The organism is Vibrio sp. TBV020, from assembly GCF_046056895.1.
Taxonomy (GTDB): Bacteria; Pseudomonadota; Gammaproteobacteria; order Enterobacterales; family Vibrionaceae; genus Vibrio.
In genome coordinates, this window is the sequence record NZ_JBEEAQ010000001.1 from 920,678 (window position 1) to 938,620 (window position 17,943).

Consider the following 17,943-nt stretch of genomic DNA (forward strand, 5'->3'; position numbering starts at 1 on the left):
TATGGCTTTAGACATGGAGCAGCTGCGCAAGATGTTTTACGAGGAGTGTCGTGAAAATCTTGAGGTGCTAGAAGAAGTATTGCTCAACCTAGATCTGGCTCATATCGAAGAAGAGTCGATCAACACAATATTTAGAGCAGCCCACTCGATAAAGGGTGGGGCGGGAACGTTCAACTTACTCGATATTAGTGAGTTTACCCACAATGTCGAAGCGTATTTGGATTTGGTTCGTAACCAAGAACGTGCACTTACTCCTGATAGCATCGATCTGCTTTTGAAAAGTGGTGACTGTATTCACAGTATGCTTGAGGGGCATGAACAAGGTACTGATGTGAACCTAGACCTTAAGCAAGAGGTCAGTCACAAACTTGCCGAGCTGCTAGCAAGTGAATCAAGCGTTGGCTCTCAAGACGTCGAACAAGCAAAAGAATCTGTCGCTGCCTCTGCCTCTAGCGCTGACCAAGTCTGGAAAATTTCTTTTGCACCACATCAAGATATGTTTTTTAGCGGCAATGACCCATTAAGAATACTACGTGAGCTTAGTGAACTCGATGGCTCCTGCGAAATCAGCGTAGACACTTCAAAACTGCCAGACCTTGAACAGATTGAGTCTGAGCTTTGTTTTTTAGCTTGGAATGCAACCATCAGTGGCACTCTTGATATTGTTCTTATTCAAGAAATATTCGAATGGGTAGAAGACGAATGCGACTTGAATATTGAGTTATTTAGTCCTGAACCAGCGATAAACGATGCCCCTGATGCAGAGCTCGATACTCCTCCTTCAACCGCTGAATTGTCTGCCCCTAAACCAACCGAAGATACTCAGCCAAAATCAACTAAAGCAGTGAAGTCCGACTCGAGTGTCAGCTCGATTCGAGTCGACATTGATAAAGTAGATAGCTTAATCAACTTGGTGGGTGAACTTGTCATCACACAATCTATGCTGACTGAAATAGGCAATGATTTCTCGATTGATAAGCTCGAAAAACTGAAGTCTGGCTTGGACCAACTTTTACAAAACAGTAAAGACTTACAAGAAAATGTGCTCAATATTCGCATGTTGCCGATGAGCTTTGCGTTCAGCCGCTTTCCCCGTTTGGTCCGAGATTTGTCGAGCCGATTAGATAAGCAAGTCGACCTCCAAATTAAAGGAGAACAAACCGAGTTAGATAAAACCGTCCTGGAGCGGATTGTTGATCCACTTGTCCACCTTGTTCGCAATGGTATCGATCATGGGATCGAACAACCTGAACAGCGTGTAAAAAGTGGTAAGTCAGAGCTCGGTGTCATTGAACTCAATGCGTACCATCAAGGTGGCGCGATTGTGATTGAGATTAGGGATGATGGTGCAGGATTGAACTGTGACAAGTTATGGGATAAAGCGCTCGAGAAAGGCGTTCTGTCTGGAGATTCTCGCCGAGAAGAGTACACAGATAAACAGATCATGAATCTTATCTTTGCTCCTGGCTTTTCAACTGCAGAGGAAGTGTCAGATATCTCTGGGCGCGGAGTAGGTATGGATGTCGTTAGGCGAAATATCGAAGAGTTAGGTGGACATATTGAGGTTGAGTCTGAACTTGGTAAAGGCAGCCGATTCACCATCAGCCTTCCACTGACATTAGCGATTTTAGATGGCCAGCTTGTGAAAGTAGCCGGGGAAGTTTACGTCATACCTCTACTAACGATTGTAGAGTCGATTCAGATAGATCCAAACTGCATTAAGTTGGCCTCCGGAGGTATTGAGCTTTATCGACTAAGAGAAGAGAACATTCCAATTCTTCGCTTACAAGAAGAGTTAGAGATGGGCGGTAGCGGTGGATTGAATGAACGGATTCTGTGCTTTGTTGAAGCCGCTGGGAATCGAGTTGGGCTGCTTTTAGACGAACTGCTCGATCAGCAACAAGTGGTGATTAAAAGTTTAGAATCGAACTATAGCAAGGTCGCCGGTATCTCTGGAGCGACTATTTTAGGAGATGGTTCTGTCTCGTTGATTCTAGACGTGCAAGGCTTGATCACCAACTTCTTAAATCGCGGTTCTGATTCCTCTAATAAAGGCTTAGCGGCGTAAGGAGTGCTAATGGAAGTGGTATCAACACAATCATCCAACAATGAATTTATCTCCGATTCTGCTCGACACAATATTGAAGCTCAAGCGGAAGCTCTACTCGACAATATGACGGACGAGGCGAGTGAAAGTGCAGATTTTTTGAGTTTTCAATTGGCTGGTGAGTTGTATGGTGTGGAAATAAATGATGTCGAAGAAATACGTGTTTGGGAGCGTCCGACTCCAATTCCTCGTGCGCCTGACTTTGTATGTGGCGTGATTAATCTAAGAGGCATGATAGTGCCAGTCGTAGACTTGCGATTGAGGTTTGCCGTTGGAACAAGTGAATACCTACCGACTACAGTCGTCATTGTTTTGCGTTTTGACGATGCTGAGCAAGAAAGGTTGATGGGACTTGTTGTCGATGCGGTCAGTGACGTTGTTAGTCAGGGACAAAATGAACTCTATCCAGCGGTTGGCGAATCGCTTGTAACACCATACCTGCAAGGACTTATTAATGTCGGTGACCAAGTGATGTCACTGCTTGATACCGAAGAGCTCCTCAACATTGAACGAATATTAAGGGCACACGCATGATCATGACTCAAGAGTTTCTAAGTTTCGTTCTTGAAGGCGAAGAGTATGGCGTACCTATTCTTGAAGTGAGAGAAGTTCGGGGCTGGAGTCCGGTAAGGGAGGTACCTAATTCGCCTGAGTACATGAAAGGGGTCCTCGAAATTCGTGGTGAATACGTGCCAATCGTTGATTTAAGAATGCGTTTTGGACTTTCTCCGGCGCAAATAGGCAGCACAACGGTAGTGATCGTCTTGAATGACGCGCAAAAGCACCCGCTTGGGATCATCGTTGACGGGGTCTCGGAAGTCTATCCACTGAGTGATGAGCAGATCAAACCATCACCTTATGTTTCTGCTGATGTGGATCATAGCTATGTGCGAGGCATTGCTTCCGTAGCAAATGGGCATTTAATTCTAATTAATCTTGAAACTCTGTTCGATGCATCAGAGTTAGTTTTACCCAACCAAGAGGAAGAGAGTTGGGCATAAGGCCGTTACGTGTGTGGCGTTGTCGTATCGGTAATTCACGTCAGAAGAAGCAACCAGTGAGGGGAAACTCATGGCATTTTGGAATAGAAGAACGGAGCCTTCAGCTCAATTTGTAGCACCAACGCAAGATACGTTGACAGAAGATGTTGAACCAGAGGAACAGGGCGTGACGAAAGAGCAGCTGTTTTCCGCTTTGAATGCAGCACAAACGGCACTGATGATGATTGATAGGGATTTTAAAATCACTTATCTCAACCAAAAGTCGATTGACCTGTTACAAACTCACGAGACGTTGTTTCGAACTGTATGGCCAAATTTCCAAGCAACGGAAGAATTCTTATTGGGTTACTGTATCGACCTATTCCATTCGAATCCTAGGCATCAAAGACAGATGCTTTCAAACCCTTCCAACTTGCCATATACCACGACCATCACGGTCAAAGACGTAAAGATTGAACTTAATGTTGGTGCCATTATTGATGTGAACGGCAACTACGTCGGCAATACCCTAGAATGGTCTGATGTTACTGATGCTCTCAAGCAAAAAGATGAAATCTCTCGCCTGCAAGCGGCTGTTGATCAAGCACAAACCGCTATGGTGATGATTGATCGAGATTTTAATATCACTTATGCCAACCACGAAACAATCTCATTATTTAAAAAACATGAAGGGACGTTGCGTACTGTTTGGTCTGGTTTTACGGCGAGTGAGGAATGGTTATTAGGGCGCTGTATTGATGAATTCCATAGAAACCCCGCTCATCAACGTCAGCTGCTTGCAGATCAAAGTAACTTACCTTATAGCACCGACATTACTATTCAAGATTTGAAAATAGAGCTTAACGTTGCTGCGATCAATGATGCTCAGGGTAACTATATTGGTAACACGTTAGAGTGGCGAGATGTCACTGAAGAGCGAGCGAAAGAAGAGGAAATCGGCCGTTTGGCGTCAGCGGTTTCAGGTATGACAACCAACCTAATGATGGCAAACAAAGACGGAATTATTACCTATCTTAACCCATCGCTGAGCACATTATTAAAAAGCCGAGAAAGTGATTTGCAGCAAGCACTACCGGGGTTTGATGCGAGTAACCTTGTCGGTAAAAATATTGATGTATTCCACAAGAACCCTGGCCACCAGCGTAACATTATTGCTAACCCTGATCGTTTACCATTTTCCTCAAATATCGCAGTAGGCGGCCTTGAATTTAATCTAACGTGTATTGCAATGCGTGACGGACAAGGTAACTACATTGGTCCAGCCCTCCAGTGGGTAGACATCACTGAACAACAAGATGGTCAGCGCCAAGTCGAATCTCTAATTCAAAAAGCCATTGCCGGTGAGCTGAATGAGCGTATCGATACCAGTGTTTATAACGGCTTTATGAAAGAGCTCGGGGATGGCATCAACAACTTGTTAGATACCATGGTCGCACCGATTGGCCAATGTATTGATGTCATGAGCCAAGTGGCGGATGGCAACTTAAACACCACGATGCCAGAAGACAACACGGGTGAATTTGCAAGGCTCTCGCATGCAGTGAATACCTCGATTGTGAATTTGCGAAATATGGTCGATAAAATTACTCAATCATCAGCTCGCGTCGCGACAGCTTCTACTGAGATCGCTGAAGGAAATAATGACTTGAGTCAGCGTGTCGAAGCGCAAGCATCAAACCTTGAAGAAACTGCGGCGAGTATGGAGCAAATGACCGCGACGGTTCGACAAAATGCCGATAATGCGAAAGGAGCCAATGAGCTGTCTGATGACGCAACTAAGAAAGCCAGTAAAGGTGGTGAAGTGGTTGGTCAAGCCGTATCTGCGATGGCTGAAATCAATACCGCAAGTAAGAAGATTGCAGACATCATTGGCGTAATTGATGAGATTGCATTCCAAACTAACCTTCTTGCACTTAATGCGGCGGTAGAGGCTGCAAGGGCTGGTGAACAAGGCCGAGGCTTTGCCGTAGTCGCGGGAGAAGTGAGAAACCTAGCTCAACGCAGTGCAGCAGCAGCAAAAGAGATCAAAGGACTTATCAAAGACAGCGTAGAGAAAGTGGATGAAGGTTCGCGATTGGTTGATGAGTCAGGCGAAACTCTCAATGAGATTGTCGAAGCGGTAGCGAAAGTGACCGAGCTGATTGCTCAGATTGCTTCTTCAAGTATGGAGCAGTCAACAGGCATTGATGAAATCAACCGTGCTATTGCGACGATGGATGAAATGACTCAGCAAAATGCCTCGTTAGTTGAAGAGACTTCTGCAGCTAGCCAATCACTTAGAGATGAAGGTAAACAGCTACTTCATTTGATGAACTTCTTCAGCAATGAAAACAATGTCACTACCTTTGAGTCGAAGTCTATAGAGCCTTCTGCTGTAAATAATGTTCGTGATATTCGAACGCCGAAGGTCGCTAACTCAAGCTTCAAGCTTGAAGAGGATGGAGACGAATGGGAAGAGTTCTAGCTAGGGCTGAGCAATCGGTGCCAGATTCGAATGAATTTGAGCTGACGGATAAAGACTTTAAATTTATCCAATGGTTCATGCATAAGAACGTTGGCATTTTCTTTTCAGACCGAAAAAGAACCATGGTCTATGGACGGATCAGTCGCCAACTTAGACGGTTGGGCCTAAAGCGTTTTAGTCAGTATCGACAGTTGATGGAAGAAGATGCGCAAGAGAAGGTCAATTTCATCAACTGCCTGACGACGAATAAAACCCAGTTCTTCCGTGAATATCACCACTTTGAGTTTATTGAAAAAGTGCTGATGTCCGAATGGCAAAGTCAGAACCTTAAACAGTTACGTATATGGTCAGCAGGCTGTTCTACGGGAGAAGAGCCTTACAGTTTGGTTTCATGTTTGTATTGGGCGAAGGCATTTGAACTATTCGAAAACATTCAAATTACCGCGACCGATCTAGACACGAAAGTTTTGGCACATGCTAAGCAAGGCATCTACAGCGAAGAAGCGTTAAATAGCATCCCTGATAAATACTTAAAACCGTGTTTTGTAAAAGGGGCAGGCTCGCAAGCTGGCAATGTGAAGTGTAAAGCAGGGCTACAGCAATTTATCGATTTTCGTCAGCTCAATTTATTAGAGCAGTGGCAGTTTGATAAGCCATTTGATCTGATTTCATGCCGTAATGTGATGATCTATTTTGACCGTAATACTCAGGAAAAATTGATCACTCGCTTTCATCAACAACTCAAGCCTGGTGGTGTTTTATTCATTGGTCATTCGGAAAGTGTGCCTGCGAATTTAGACCTGTTTCATCATCTTGGTCACACCATTTATGTAAAGAAATAGGAATCACATGATTGAGGCAAGGAGTGTCACTCCCAAATATGAAAATCAGCACTTTAATCGCTTCTACCATCCGAAGAAGGATAAACACATCGTCAAGGTGCTGCCTGGTGGAGTGTATTGTTCTGCAAAGGAAGACGAGCTGATTGCGACCGGACTAGGGTCTTGTGTTGCTGCATGTGTTTGGGATTGTCATGAGCATATTGGGGGGATGAATCACTTCCTATTGCCATTTGATAGTAAGAGCCAGCTTAAATCATGGAACCCTGATGAAGTGGTGTCGACGGCCTCTCGATACGGTAGCTATGCGATGGAAATGCTGCTGAATGCGATGATAGAAAGAGGCGCTAAGCGTTCGTCGTTACAAGTTAAGCTATTTGGTGGTGCGCAAATGCTAGGGCGCAGTTCCATGATTGGAGAAAAAAACGTCGCGTTCATTCTCAATTACGTCAAACAAGAAGGAATTGAGGTAATTGCTCAGGATCTAGGAGGATTAGAACCGCGCAAGGTGGTGTTTGATCCTTGCAGTGGAAAAGCATGGCTTAAGCGAATTCCATTTACTGAGGTTCACAAACTACAAAATCAAGAAGAAAAATATGCACGTCAATTGGATAGAGAAAGTCATCGTCCTCATGATGATGACGTGGAGTTGTTCTAATGAAAAAAACAAAAGTATTGGTGGTTGATGACTCTCCTGTATATCGGGCGTTGTTATCGGAACTGATCAACTCTGATCCGGATCTTGAAGTAGTCGCTACAGCGGAAGATCCATTTGAAGCAAGAGAACTGATCAAAATTCACAACCCAGATGTTCTAACACTCGATATTGAGATGCCAAAAATGAACGGTGTCCAGTTTTTGAAAAACCTAATGCGCCTGCGGCCAATGCCGGTTGTGATGATCTCGACGCTGACTCAGCATGGTGCAGAAGCAACATTGGCGGCACTCGAGTACGGTGCGGTTGATTACTTTCCTAAACCTTCGGTGGATAGTACGGGGGAGATCGTCAGTGATAAGAAACAAGTGATCGAAAAAATAAAGATGGCCGCTAATGCTAATGTTGCATCAGGATCATCGGTGTCAAAGCCCAATAAACTGACGGTACCTAAACATAACGATCATATTGAAGTTATTGCGATTGGTGCTTCCACAGGCGGAACTGAAGCGGTGAAACAAGTGTTGTCGATGCTGCCTGCCAACATGCCTCCCATCATTATTACCCAGCATATTAGTGCGATGTTCTCCACTTCGTTTGCCCAAAGATTGAATGAAAACAGTGATATTCAAGTCAAAGAATTGCAGGCGAATCGAGCTCCTTTAGTCGCTGGCTGTGCGTATTTAGCACCCGGGGACAAACATTTAGTTGTTGTGCGCAGAGGTAATCACCTTTATTGCCAGCTGGATGAACGCCCAGCGGTCAATCGTCATAAACCTTCTGTGGACGTGATGTTTGATGCTGTAGCCGAAACAGTGGGAGATAAAGCCATTGGCGTGATTCTAACGGGAATGGGACAAGATGGGGCGAGAGGGATGCTGCGCATGAAACAGCAAGGCGCTAAGACCATCGCTCAAGATAAGGCGTCTTCTGTGGTATGGGGAATGCCGCGTGTGGCGACTGAAATGGGAGCTGCCCTTAAGGTGGTCGATTTACACAGTGTGGCTGGACAGATATGCCACTATTTATCTCCTGATTCATAGTCAGGCTTAAAACGTCAGGGAAGAATCGATGGACATGATAAAAAACTCAACGAATAAACGATATTTCATCGCAATTGGCTTACAAATACTCCTTCTGTCGACAGCTATGAGTATGTCGTCTTCAGCGGTACATGTCGCCCTTATGGTGATGGCCGCTGCCGTACCTTGGTTTGTGCTCCCCAGAGCAAAGCAGAAAGTACAAGAGAAACGGCGTGAAGAGAGCATCACGCGAGCTGCACCTAATACGCCTCCTAAAGAAGTTTACCCAGTACTCTCGACCATATCTCAGCAACTGAACGAGCCGTTAGAGCATCAACGTAGCGTTGTAGATGAGTCGGTGGAAACACTGAACGAAAGCTATTTTTCACTCCAAAAGTTGGCCGAAGAGCAAAATCAAATCACGGCGGAGCTAGTCAATAACCTTTTAGGTAATCGAGACAGAGATAGTGACATCAGCCAAGTATTGCCTAAGACAGAAGCTATCATCCGCCAATTTGTCGATACGCTGGTTAACGTCTCGGAGAAAAGTATTTCAGCGGTGCACAGTATTCACGATATGTCGGATAAGTTAGACGCAGTATTTAAGCTTCTAGAGAGAGTTCGTGGGCTTTCTGAGCAAACAAATTTGTTAGCGCTTAATGCGGCGATAGAAGCAGCAAGAGCGGGAGATGCAGGCCGCGGTTTTGCGGTTGTGGCTCAAGAAGTTCGCGATTTATCCGTCAAAGCCAAAGAGCTTAACGACCAAATAGAAACTGAAATTAATGTCGCACAGCAGACTGTGAAAGAAGCAAATAAAACAGTGGGTGAAATGGCTTCGATCGATATGACAGAAGCAATTGAGTCTAAAGAGAAAGTCGACAGCATGCTGCGTGGTGTTCAAGAAGTTAACGTGACAGTTGAGCAAGAAGTGCAAAAAATTCGTTCCAGTGGTGACTTGATTCATTCACAGGTGGATAACGGTATCCGCGCGTTGCAGTTTGCCGACATCATTGTTCAGCAAGGGGAATACGCTCAAAAGACCGTCGGTTATTTGCGTGAGTTTACCCAGCTGTGTCAGTTGTGGGGGCAAGGGGCAATGGATATTGATGAATTTACTCAAGCAGTGATTGAGCTACAAAATCAGATTGAGAATAGGGATGCGCCAGCTGCATCGCAAGAGAGCATTGATGAAGGAGAAGTAGAACTGTTTTAGGGTATCGGACTAGATGAATGTGAGGGGGAAATAATGACTGTAGAAGCACAAATGGACTCAGCAGCAAAGCACATTACGATCATGATTGAAGGAGCATTTGGCTTCAATTTGGTACAAGAGTTTCGCCGTTGCTACAACGACCGGCAAGAGTTTCGTTTTACTATAGATCTGCGTAAGGTGGATTACATCGACAGTGCTGGACTGGGTATGCTGCTGAATATGCACAACTATCTAGGTCAAGATGATGGCATGATTCGAATCACAAACACCTTACCTCAAGTTCGAAAAATTCTGACGATTTCCCGTTTTGATAAGAAGTTTGCTATTGAGTGATGGTTAAGGAGCTCCTATGCATGTAATGATCGTTGACGACCATGCAACCAACCGGGAACTTTGCCGCTTTATGCTTAGCCACTTGGTTGAAACTGTCACTACCTTTGAAAATGGTCAGGGTGTGGTTGAAGCAATGGTGGAGATGGAGAGTCTGCCTGACATTATTCTCCTAGATGTGATGATGCCGATTAAAGATGGTATTACTACTGCACAAGAGATCAGGCAAGCCTTCCCCGATGCCCATATTCCAATCATCTTTTTGACGGTATTGGATGACCATGCTTCCTTTGAGCGCTGCTTAACCTATGGGGATGACTTTATCCCAAAACCTGTCGAGCGCAGCGTTTTAATTGCCAAGGTTCAAGCGCATTATCGAATTGTTCGTATGCACAACGAAGTTAAGGAACAGCGAGATGAGTTGAGCCAGTTCCATGAACAAGTTCGCTACGACTACGCGATTGCGGAATCTATTTTCTCTAACCTAATGCTTGAGATGAGCTCTCAAGTGAAAAATATCTACGGAATTAATTACCTCTCGACACCTTCTACCGTGTTCAATGGTGATCTCATCGTGGTTGCTAATCGGCCGCATGGTGGCGTCTATGTGATGATTGCCGATGCGACTGGCCATGGCTTACCTGCTGCTATTTCCGCAATACCTGCAACTAGAGCCTTCTTTAGTATGGCTGCAAAAGGGTTCTCTTTAGGTGAGATTGCCCGAGAAATTAATGAAGTTTTAGTCAGATTCTTGCCGATGGGCATGATGCTAGCAGCGAGCATTTTCGAAGTGCGAGCGAACGGCTTTGAAGTCTCTTGGTGGGGAGGCGGCTTACCAGATGGTTATTTGATTGAACGCGATGGGACGATTGTTCGTCGATTAATCTCAAACCATATGCCTCTTGGCGTATTAAAAACTCACGAATTTGAAGCGAATATTCAACACTTTAAACTAGAACCGGATCAGCAAATTATTTGCTACACCGATGGGGTAATTGAAGCGATGAATGAAGAGGGGGAACAATTTGGTCAAGAGCGTTTGGAAAGCGCTTTTCACAGCAATCAATCAATAATCCCTACTCTTTATGAATCGGTGCGTAGTTTTGCACATAAGTCGGTGGGAGATGATCTCTCGATATTGGCAATGACGTTTCCCATCTCCAACGGTAATGCCCAAGAGCCACCACCTAAGCAGATATACCAAAACCAGATACCAATTCAATCGAGCTTAAAGTTAACTGGCGATGTGATTAGGCGCGTGACTGTCATGACTGAAGTGAGAAAATTCCTAACTGGTATCTTACACGGCGGCGCGCATTTAGACCTGATTTGCTCAGTGCTGTCTGAGCTGTTTGCGAATGCGATTGATCATGGATTACTACGCTTGGACTCTGCAATAAAAGAAGAACCCGATGGCTTCTTTTTGTTTTATCAGATGCGAGAAGAACAGCTAAAAGAGTTGCCAGATAGCGCTTACATTGAGCTGAATATTGATTACTTTCCAGATAAGGATCAGGTGGTTATGGAGTTAGAACATAACGGAGAAGGGTTTGACTATCGTAAAAGCTTCAACTCGAACGATAAAACGCTGACTCATGGTCGCGGTATTGTTCTTGCTTCAGAATTATGTGATTCATTGGAATATTCTAAACAGGGGCGAAGTGTTACCGCAGTGTACTCATTGACAGCCGATCATCACTTTCCGAGCTCTAGCTAACGTTATTTACAGTGTAAAAACGCCAAGGAGTGATGTACGCCTTAATTCGTTACACTTGTGATACAGCCATTAGAATTAATTCTATACACTCATTCTAGGATGTATATAAGGCACAATGGCATGTGGGATAAATTTGTCGCTTTTTCTGAAGATAATCGTCAAGTCTTGGCAAAGCTGACACCTGAAATAGTCGTAGATGGAAACTTTGATACGCGAGGACTGGATGAGGCTTTAGCTTCGATTGGAGCGGATAAATACTTTGTCATCGAAGAAGAAGTGATACGCTTTATCAACTTTGCTAAAGAGATGAAAAGCGAAGCTTATGTTGGTGTTGTGATTGCAGAAGTAAGGGATGCGACCGTCGAAGTTGTTCTCTCTGATCATGATATGTTAGCCAGTATGGTCGTAACGGGAGCTTATAAAGGTGCTCCGCTTAAAGGGCCACAAATCGTCCAAGCTCTTGCCCAGTCACATGTCACCAAAGGCATCAATAAGTTAGCACTAAAAAAAGTGCTGGTAATGAGTCATCAACTCAAACCGGGTGAAAGTTTTACCCAGCCGGTTGCGAAAGGTAAAAATCCTATTCAAGGGGCCGACGCCAAGTTCATTCCTCTGGTAAAAGATCCTTCCAAACAAGTACTCGCCCCTAAAGAGTCTGACCCTGATGGCAAGGTTGATATGCTTAATTTGGGTGAGACCATCACAGTGTCAGAAAATGATCCCTTGATGAAGCGTGTTCCTGCGACAAAAGGTACGCCCGGAATGACGGTTCAAGGAAAAATTATCCCTCCTAAGCCGGGTAATGACGCTGTGATAAAAGAGGGCAAAGGGACCAAAATATCTCCAAACAACCCCAACTTGTTAGTGGCCGCAACGTCTGGCATGCCTATTTTGAAAGAGCGCGGTGCGGATGTTGAAGATGCACTTTGCCTGCCAACCATAGGGGTAGCGACTGGGCACGTTAAGTTCAAAGGTAATGTGGTTGTCTTAGGAAATATCGAGTCAGACATGGTGGTCCGCGCTACAGGTTCGTTGACTGTAGGAGGCTTTATTGAGTCTGCTGACGTGCAAGCACAAGGAGATATTGAGGTCGCAAAAGGTATTATCGGTCATAACGTATCTGAAGATGATCCTAAGAGCTGTATTGTGAAATCTGGTGGTTCAATTAAAGCTAATTATGCTCAGTTTTCTGAATTACAGGCTGCCAATGATATCCATCTAAGTGTTCACTGCTTAAACAATGAATTGCGCTGTGGTCATGATCTTGTTGTGTCAGATGCAGTAGAAAAACAAGGTACTTTGAGCGGTGGTCATGCCAAAGTGGGCGGCAAGGTGACGTGTGTGAACCTTGGGGTTGAAGGTGATACCGCAACTTATGTCCACGCTTTTGCACGTTTTCAAATGTTTAAGGACAGGCAAGCCAAACTCAAAGAGCAGTACACACAAGCACAAGAGCAGACGATGGATATCATTCGTCGAGAGCTGGAATTCAAAAAAATACCAAAGGCCGAACGCACTGACGAACAAGAGCAGGCTTTAGAAGCTGATAAACAGAAAGCTAATGCTCATTTAGAAAAAATGAAGCACGCGCGTGATCATAATGAACAGGAACTCTCGGTCGCATTAGAAGAGTGTACGGTAGAAGTGAAGAACAAAGTCTACACCCACGTCACGGTGCAATATGGTGACGAGAAAGTGATCACTAAGCGCGTTCATGGGGCGAGTGTCTTCAGCTTTAATCAGTTTGAGATTAAATACTCTTCAATGTTTGAAGAAGAAGATGTTGAAAACGATGTGTAATGTTTATCGTCTTTGGCAAGAAGTACATCCGCGACACGCTGAGCGGGTGTGCTTATCCAATCGACCTCGCTGAATCTTACAATACGCATTTTTGAGAGCGCGCCTTCCTGAGAACCAATCATCAGGCTTTTCTAAAATTAGATAGCCGTTGAAACGTTTCATCAAATCCGTTCGATACTCATCAATAAACTTACTATCGTAGCCAATCTCGAAGTAATCCAATGCTTGCTCTATTGAGGTAAAGCTGGCGATTTTTTCCAGAATATCGGTCTGACTCATCTTGATTTACATCGCATGTTGCTGGAGTAGTTTACCCACAGCACTTTTGCTGGTCTTACTCACTTTTTGCATAAATGAAAATGATGGCTGGTGGATACCTTGTTGTTCCATCTCTTCGAGCATAAGTAACCACAGTTTGGCTGTCATCTGAGAGTCAGCTAACGCACGGTGGAAGACACCGTCATTATCAATGTTCTTGTAGCGCACGAGATCGCCAAGCTTGTGGCTCGGAGCCTCTTGGTTTAAGCGTCGTGACACCAACAAAGAACAAGCAAATTCACCTTGGTAGCCAAGGTTTATACGCTCAAATTCTGCGTCAAGGAATCGCTTATCGAATGAAGCATTGTGGGCGACTAAGTTGTCATCTGCGATAAAGTCGCTGAATCTGGACATCACTTCTTCACAACTAGGCGCACTGGCTAACATATTGTTGGTAATGCCTGTGTAGCTTTCAATGAATGAACTGACTCGAAAGCCAGGGTTCATCAACTCTTGAAACGTATCGACGACTTCTCCATTGATTAGCTTAACAGCACCTATCTCAATCGCTCGGTCTCCCATGTTTGGGGATAGTCCCGTGGTTTCGAAGTCGAGCACAATGACAGAGTTTGCTAAAGCCATGAAGAGTTCCTAAGCAGAATTGAGAAAAAGTAGCCGCGCTAGTTTAAAGCGCGGCAGAGTTTATCATTGATTCGTTTAGAACGCTGTGATTATCCGTCTTGACTCAATTTCCAGTCACTCAGTGCTTGAATGTGCTCCGGACCAATACCACAACAGCCACCGATGACGGTTGCCCCGAGTTGGTGCCATTGTTGGCAATAGGCTAGATAAGCTTGTGGTGTTAATTCTCGCATTGCTTGCATCGTATCGTTGGCTTCATGATCGTCTCCAATCGGTGCAAAGTTATTCGCGTATACGCCAATTTCTATGTCGCGTGAGTAGTTGTCGGTAATTTCTTTGGCGCATTTTACTGCTTGAGCCATCACTTCGGGAATTGAACAGTTAAAGAAGATGCCGTCACCCCCAGCGTTACACACTGACTCGACTGCTTGTTGGATCGCTTCACCCGAGCGTAATAATGCTTGATCGTTTGAATCATCTTGAAGAGAGAAAGCGTAGTGACAAGGTTGATCACTTTGTGCCAATACAGACTGAATCGTGTGGAGCTCTTCCATACTGGAAATCGTTTCAGCAATCCAAAGATCGACGTAGGGTGCTTGAGCGTCAAATAAGGTTTGAAAAATAACAGCACCTTCTTCTACTTTGAAAAGATCGGGTCTGTAGCTACCAAAAGCGGGGGGAATTGCCCCTGCGATTAAAACAGGTTTTTGCGATCGTTTAACCACGTCTTGTGCGATTTGCGCAGCTTCTTTGGCTAGGCGAGCTCCATCAGATTGGTATAAATCGTCACCCAAATGAAAAGGAACGCAGGCATAGCTGTTCGCAATAATTATTTCTGCGCCAGATGCGATAAAGTTTTCGTGAGCCAATGCAACCAATTCAGGCGCTTCTATCAGGGCTTGAGCGCTCCATAACGGTTGGGTGAACGGTGCTCCCATTCGTTTTAATTCGCGTCCCATGCCTCCATCGAGGATCGTTGGTTTATTCATGATTAAATTTCTTGTCGATCATTTTTACATGGATAGTTAACGATCTTGCGAAAGAGATCAAACCCTACCAGCTAGGAAACTGCAATTGACAAAGGTAGAGCGTTCATTCTACCCTAATTAAGGTAGAATGAATGTTCTACTAACGTTGTATGTTTTGGATATCGCAGATAGGAGCCACGATGTCGGTAAAAGAGCAAATTGCAGAAAAACTCGAGCGAGCGTTTAGTCAGTATGGGTTTGCTGAACCGAGCGTATCTAAACTCCAAAAAGCGAGTGGTGTGAGTTTACGTACTTTGTATAAGTATTATCCATCGAAAGAAGAGATGATCGTCGCTGCGTTAGAACATCGGCATCAACGTTACATGAGTCTTATGGAGAAAGACTTGCCAGCCAAGGCTCTCGAGGGAGTACTGCATGTCGTATGTCAGCTCGAATATTGGATGACAACTCACGCACCTCACGGCTGTATGTCGACATTAGCGGTGGCCTCCTTCCCTGATAATGGGCTTATTGCGAGTGTGGTTAATGAGCACAAACAGGCTGTTCAGACGTTTTTGTCTGAGTTAGTTGGTGATGAGAACAAAGGACAGCAACTTTTTGTTATCCACGAGGGGATTTCAGGTTCATGGCCTGTTATGGGAACTCAAGCCATTGATGTCGCAAAACAAATGATGACAAGTTTAGTCGAGGTACAGCAGTGAACAATAAAATTCCAAGCGTAATGAATGCAGTCCAACTGATAGGGCATGGTGGCTTTGACATGCTCAAACTTTGTGAGCAAGTCGAAGTTCCGAGCCCACAAGCGGATCAGGTGTTGATTAGAGTGAGAGCCGCAGGCGTAAACAATACGGATATAAACACACGTATCGGTTGGTATTCGAAAGGCGACAATGATAGTGAGGATGCGAGTTGGGGAGGAAATGCATTGCAGCTTCCGCGTATTCAAGGTGCAGATGTGTGTGGCGATATTGTTGCAGTCGGCAAAAACATCGAACCAAGCCGCATAGGGCAGCGAGTGTTAGTCGAACCGTGCTTGTCGCAAGTCGAAGGTCAAATCCTCGAGACACCTTGGTATATCGGCTCAGAGTGTGATGGTGGATTTGCTCAATATGTGGTGGTGGACTCGGTGCACGCTTATTCGGTGAAATCGCGTATGAGTTACGTAGAGCTTGCCTCTTTCCCATGTTCTTACTCAACAGCGGAAAATATGCTGACCCGCGCGGATGTAGGCTGTAATGACCGAGTGCTCATCTCTGGGGCTTCTGGTGGAGTGGGCTCGGCTGCGATCCAGTTAGCCAAAGCTCGTGGGGCTTATGTGATTGCAATTACCAGTGCAAGTAAGCGTGAGCAGGTACTAGCACTTGGTGCTGATGAAGTCGTAAATCGTGATGATCAACTCTCAGACGTGTTAGGCGAAAGCAGCGTCGATGTGGTGATTGATTTGGTTGCTGGTGAGTCTTGGCCGCAGTTTTTGCAAGTGCTACGCAGAAAAGGTCGTTATGCTGTGTCAGGGGCGATTGGTGGCCCAATTGTGGAACTTGATGTGCGTACACTTTACCTGAAAGATTTAAGTTTCTTTGGTTGCACTATTATTGAGCCACAAGTGTTTCAAAACTTAGTGAATCACATCGAGCAAGGGAACATAAAGCCTTTGGTAGCGAAAACATTCGAACTTAATCAGATACAAGCTGCACAAGAGTTTTTCTTAGCGAAAAGTCATGTTGGTAAGGTCGTACTTACGGTTAACTAAGGTTCTCTGAGAGCTTCAAGATACGAAAGTGTTCACATTGGTTGAAACGTGCAAACGCTTGAAGCTCTTCTTCCAGTGCCGAGAAAAATGACTCTTTACGTCTTATTGATGGCTCAGTCCAGAGGTGAATGACGTCGAGCACAGCACCTTTCTTGTCGACTTTACAATCTGCTCTTGCCACTAACTGACCACCCCAAAGGATTGGTAAACAGAAATAGCCGAATTGTCGTTTCGCTTGTGGCACATAGCATTCGATTAGGTAATCAAACTGAAATATAGCACTGGCTCTCTTTCGCTGAATAAGTAAGTTATCAAATGGAGAGAGTATCTTTGCTTGTTTTCGATTAAGTCGTTTCGCAAGCAGCTCTAACGATTGGGCAGTGGCAACGTACGAAGAACCATTGACCTCAATTGGTTCAATTTCCCCTGTTTCTAGCAGCGTATTTAACGCTTGCTGCACATCTTTTTTGACATCTTTAAGCAGATACACCATTTCTTGCACACTGCCAAAGCCATGCGCTTTGAGGTAACTCATTACCAGAAACTGAGCGTGCTCTTGACGAGTCGGTACAGATGTATCGATCCCATTGGGGAGCACTCGAGACGTTAAGTCATATACTTTGTGAAAACCGCGACGTTTGGCGATCATCAGGTCCCCTTGCATGTAAAGGTTCTCTAATGCTTGCTTAGTGGGTTTACTACCCCATCCATTAGTTTTAAGTGCTTTAGACTCAAAGTCTTTAGCCATCAAAGGACCTTCAGCTTCAATGCGGGCAATAACGTTATTCATTAGTGCGCGATCTTGACAGTACCAATGGCGCTGCTCACCGGATTTGATGGCCGCTTTTCTCGGCAAACTATAGCGATAGTTTTTCATCGGAAGGTATGCAGCAGCATGCGACCAATACTCAAAAACCTGCTTGTTTTCGACTAATTTATCGAGATGTTCCGGAAGGTAATTTGGGTTGCGAGCCCATAAAGTATGGTGGTGAGCTCGCTGTACGACAGAAATTGTATCTATTTGAACGTAGCTTAACTGCTCAAAGGAGGCGAGTGCTTGGGAATAAGCACTGCCTTTATTTGAACCACTGACCAATTGTTGTGAAAGCAGCGCAAGCTTTTGCGCTTGAGAGACTGACAGTGATTCCATTATTCA

Annotated in this window: 17 protein-coding genes; 13 read left to right on the plus strand and 4 right to left on the minus strand. The window is 44.8% G+C overall.

Annotation, left to right across the window (positions count from 1 at the left end):
* Nucleotide 1: 1 nt before the first annotated feature.
* From AAFX28_RS03900 to AAFX28_RS03950, 11 genes are all read left to right on the plus strand, one after another.
* Nucleotides 2-2,068 (plus strand): chemotaxis protein CheA, encoded by a 2,067-nt coding sequence (locus AAFX28_RS03900; protein ID WP_408685813.1) that lies wholly within the window; start codon nt 2-4, stop codon nt 2,066-2,068.
* A 9-nt stretch (nt 2,069-2,077) separates the two neighbouring features.
* Nucleotides 2,078-2,641 (plus strand): chemotaxis protein CheW, encoded by a 564-nt coding sequence (locus AAFX28_RS03905; protein ID WP_408685815.1) that lies wholly within the window; start codon nt 2,078-2,080, stop codon nt 2,639-2,641.
* Nucleotides 2,638-3,108, plus strand: coding sequence for a chemotaxis protein CheW (locus tag AAFX28_RS03910; protein ID WP_408685816.1), 471 nt, complete (start codon nt 2,638-2,640; stop codon nt 3,106-3,108). Before AAFX28_RS03905 ends, AAFX28_RS03910 begins: the two co-directional genes overlap by 4 nt.
* Before the next feature lie 70 nt (nt 3,109-3,178).
* Nucleotides 3,179-5,572, plus strand: a complete 2,394-nt coding sequence (gene aer2, locus AAFX28_RS03915) for an aerotaxis transducer Aer2 (RefSeq protein ID WP_408685818.1) — start codon at nt 3,179-3,181, stop codon at nt 5,570-5,572.
* Complete coding sequence (locus AAFX28_RS03920) at nt 5,557-6,414, plus strand: CheR family methyltransferase (protein ID WP_408685819.1); 858 nt, start codon at nt 5,557-5,559, stop codon at nt 6,412-6,414. Before aer2 ends, AAFX28_RS03920 begins: the two co-directional genes overlap by 16 nt.
* Before the next feature lie 7 nt (nt 6,415-6,421).
* Complete coding sequence (locus AAFX28_RS03925; protein ID WP_408685821.1) at nt 6,422-7,069, plus strand: chemotaxis protein CheD; 648 nt, start codon at nt 6,422-6,424, stop codon at nt 7,067-7,069.
* Nucleotides 7,069-8,109, plus strand: a complete 1,041-nt coding sequence (locus AAFX28_RS03930; RefSeq protein WP_408685823.1) for a chemotaxis response regulator protein-glutamate methylesterase — start codon at nt 7,069-7,071, stop codon at nt 8,107-8,109. The genes AAFX28_RS03925 and AAFX28_RS03930 overlap by 1 nt, the downstream gene beginning before the upstream one ends.
* 34 nt (nt 8,110-8,143) lie before the next feature.
* Nucleotides 8,144-9,301 carry a methyl-accepting chemotaxis protein gene (locus tag AAFX28_RS03935; RefSeq protein WP_408686814.1) on the plus strand — a complete coding sequence of 386 codons (1,158 nt, stop codon included), beginning with the start codon at nt 8,144-8,146 and terminating at the stop codon, nt 9,299-9,301.
* A gap of 33 nt (nt 9,302-9,334) precedes the next feature.
* Nucleotides 9,335-9,634 (plus strand): STAS domain-containing protein, encoded by a 300-nt coding sequence (locus AAFX28_RS03940; RefSeq protein WP_408685825.1) that lies wholly within the window; start codon nt 9,335-9,337, stop codon nt 9,632-9,634.
* Nucleotides 9,635-9,650: 16 nt separating this feature from the next.
* Complete coding sequence (locus tag AAFX28_RS03945) at nt 9,651-11,348, plus strand: SpoIIE family protein phosphatase (RefSeq protein WP_408685827.1); 1,698 nt, start codon at nt 9,651-9,653, stop codon at nt 11,346-11,348.
* A gap of 120 nt (nt 11,349-11,468) precedes the next feature.
* Nucleotides 11,469-13,148: a FapA family protein gene (locus AAFX28_RS03950; protein WP_408685829.1), complete on the plus strand. Its 1,680-nt coding sequence runs from the start codon at nt 11,469-11,471 to the stop codon at nt 13,146-13,148.
* Between the two features lie 3 nt (nt 13,149-13,151).
* On the opposite strand, the gene AAFX28_RS03955 is transcribed toward AAFX28_RS03950, so the two are convergent.
* The 3 genes from AAFX28_RS03955 to AAFX28_RS03965 all read right to left on the minus strand — a co-directional run bounded on the left by AAFX28_RS03955 (nt 13,152) and on the right by AAFX28_RS03965 (nt 15,037).
* Entirely contained in the window at nt 13,152-13,427 is a 276-nt protein-coding gene (locus AAFX28_RS03955; RefSeq protein WP_408685831.1) for a nitrogenase-stabilizing/protective protein NifW, read from the minus strand.
* 6 nt (nt 13,428-13,433) lie between these two features.
* Nucleotides 13,434-14,048 carry a PolC-type DNA polymerase III gene (locus tag AAFX28_RS03960; protein WP_408685833.1) on the minus strand — a complete coding sequence of 205 codons (615 nt, stop codon included), beginning with the start codon at nt 14,046-14,048 and terminating at the stop codon, nt 13,434-13,436.
* Between the two features lie 89 nt (nt 14,049-14,137).
* The gene (locus AAFX28_RS03965) at nt 14,138-15,037 is read right to left on the minus strand and encodes a homocysteine S-methyltransferase family protein (protein ID WP_408685835.1); all 900 of its coding nucleotides are present in this window, start codon (nt 15,035-15,037) and stop codon (nt 14,138-14,140) included.
* Between the two features lie 179 nt (nt 15,038-15,216).
* On the opposite strand from AAFX28_RS03965, the gene AAFX28_RS03970 reads away from it, so the two are divergent.
* Together AAFX28_RS03970 and AAFX28_RS03975 are read left to right on the plus strand one after the other, a co-directional pair.
* Complete coding sequence (locus AAFX28_RS03970; RefSeq protein WP_408685837.1) at nt 15,217-15,738, plus strand: TetR/AcrR family transcriptional regulator; 522 nt, start codon at nt 15,217-15,219, stop codon at nt 15,736-15,738.
* Nucleotides 15,735-16,787 carry an alcohol dehydrogenase family protein gene (locus tag AAFX28_RS03975; protein WP_408685839.1) on the plus strand — a complete coding sequence of 351 codons (1,053 nt, stop codon included), beginning with the start codon at nt 15,735-15,737 and terminating at the stop codon, nt 16,785-16,787. The genes AAFX28_RS03970 and AAFX28_RS03975 overlap by 4 nt, the downstream gene beginning before the upstream one ends.
* On the opposite strand, the gene AAFX28_RS03980 is transcribed toward AAFX28_RS03975, so the two are convergent.
* Nucleotides 16,780-17,937, minus strand: a complete 1,158-nt coding sequence (locus AAFX28_RS03980; RefSeq protein WP_408685841.1) for a winged helix-turn-helix domain-containing protein — start codon at nt 17,935-17,937, stop codon at nt 16,780-16,782. The two genes, AAFX28_RS03975 and AAFX28_RS03980, sit on opposite strands and share 8 nt — an antisense overlap.
* Nucleotides 17,938-17,943: the final 6 nt, after the last annotated feature.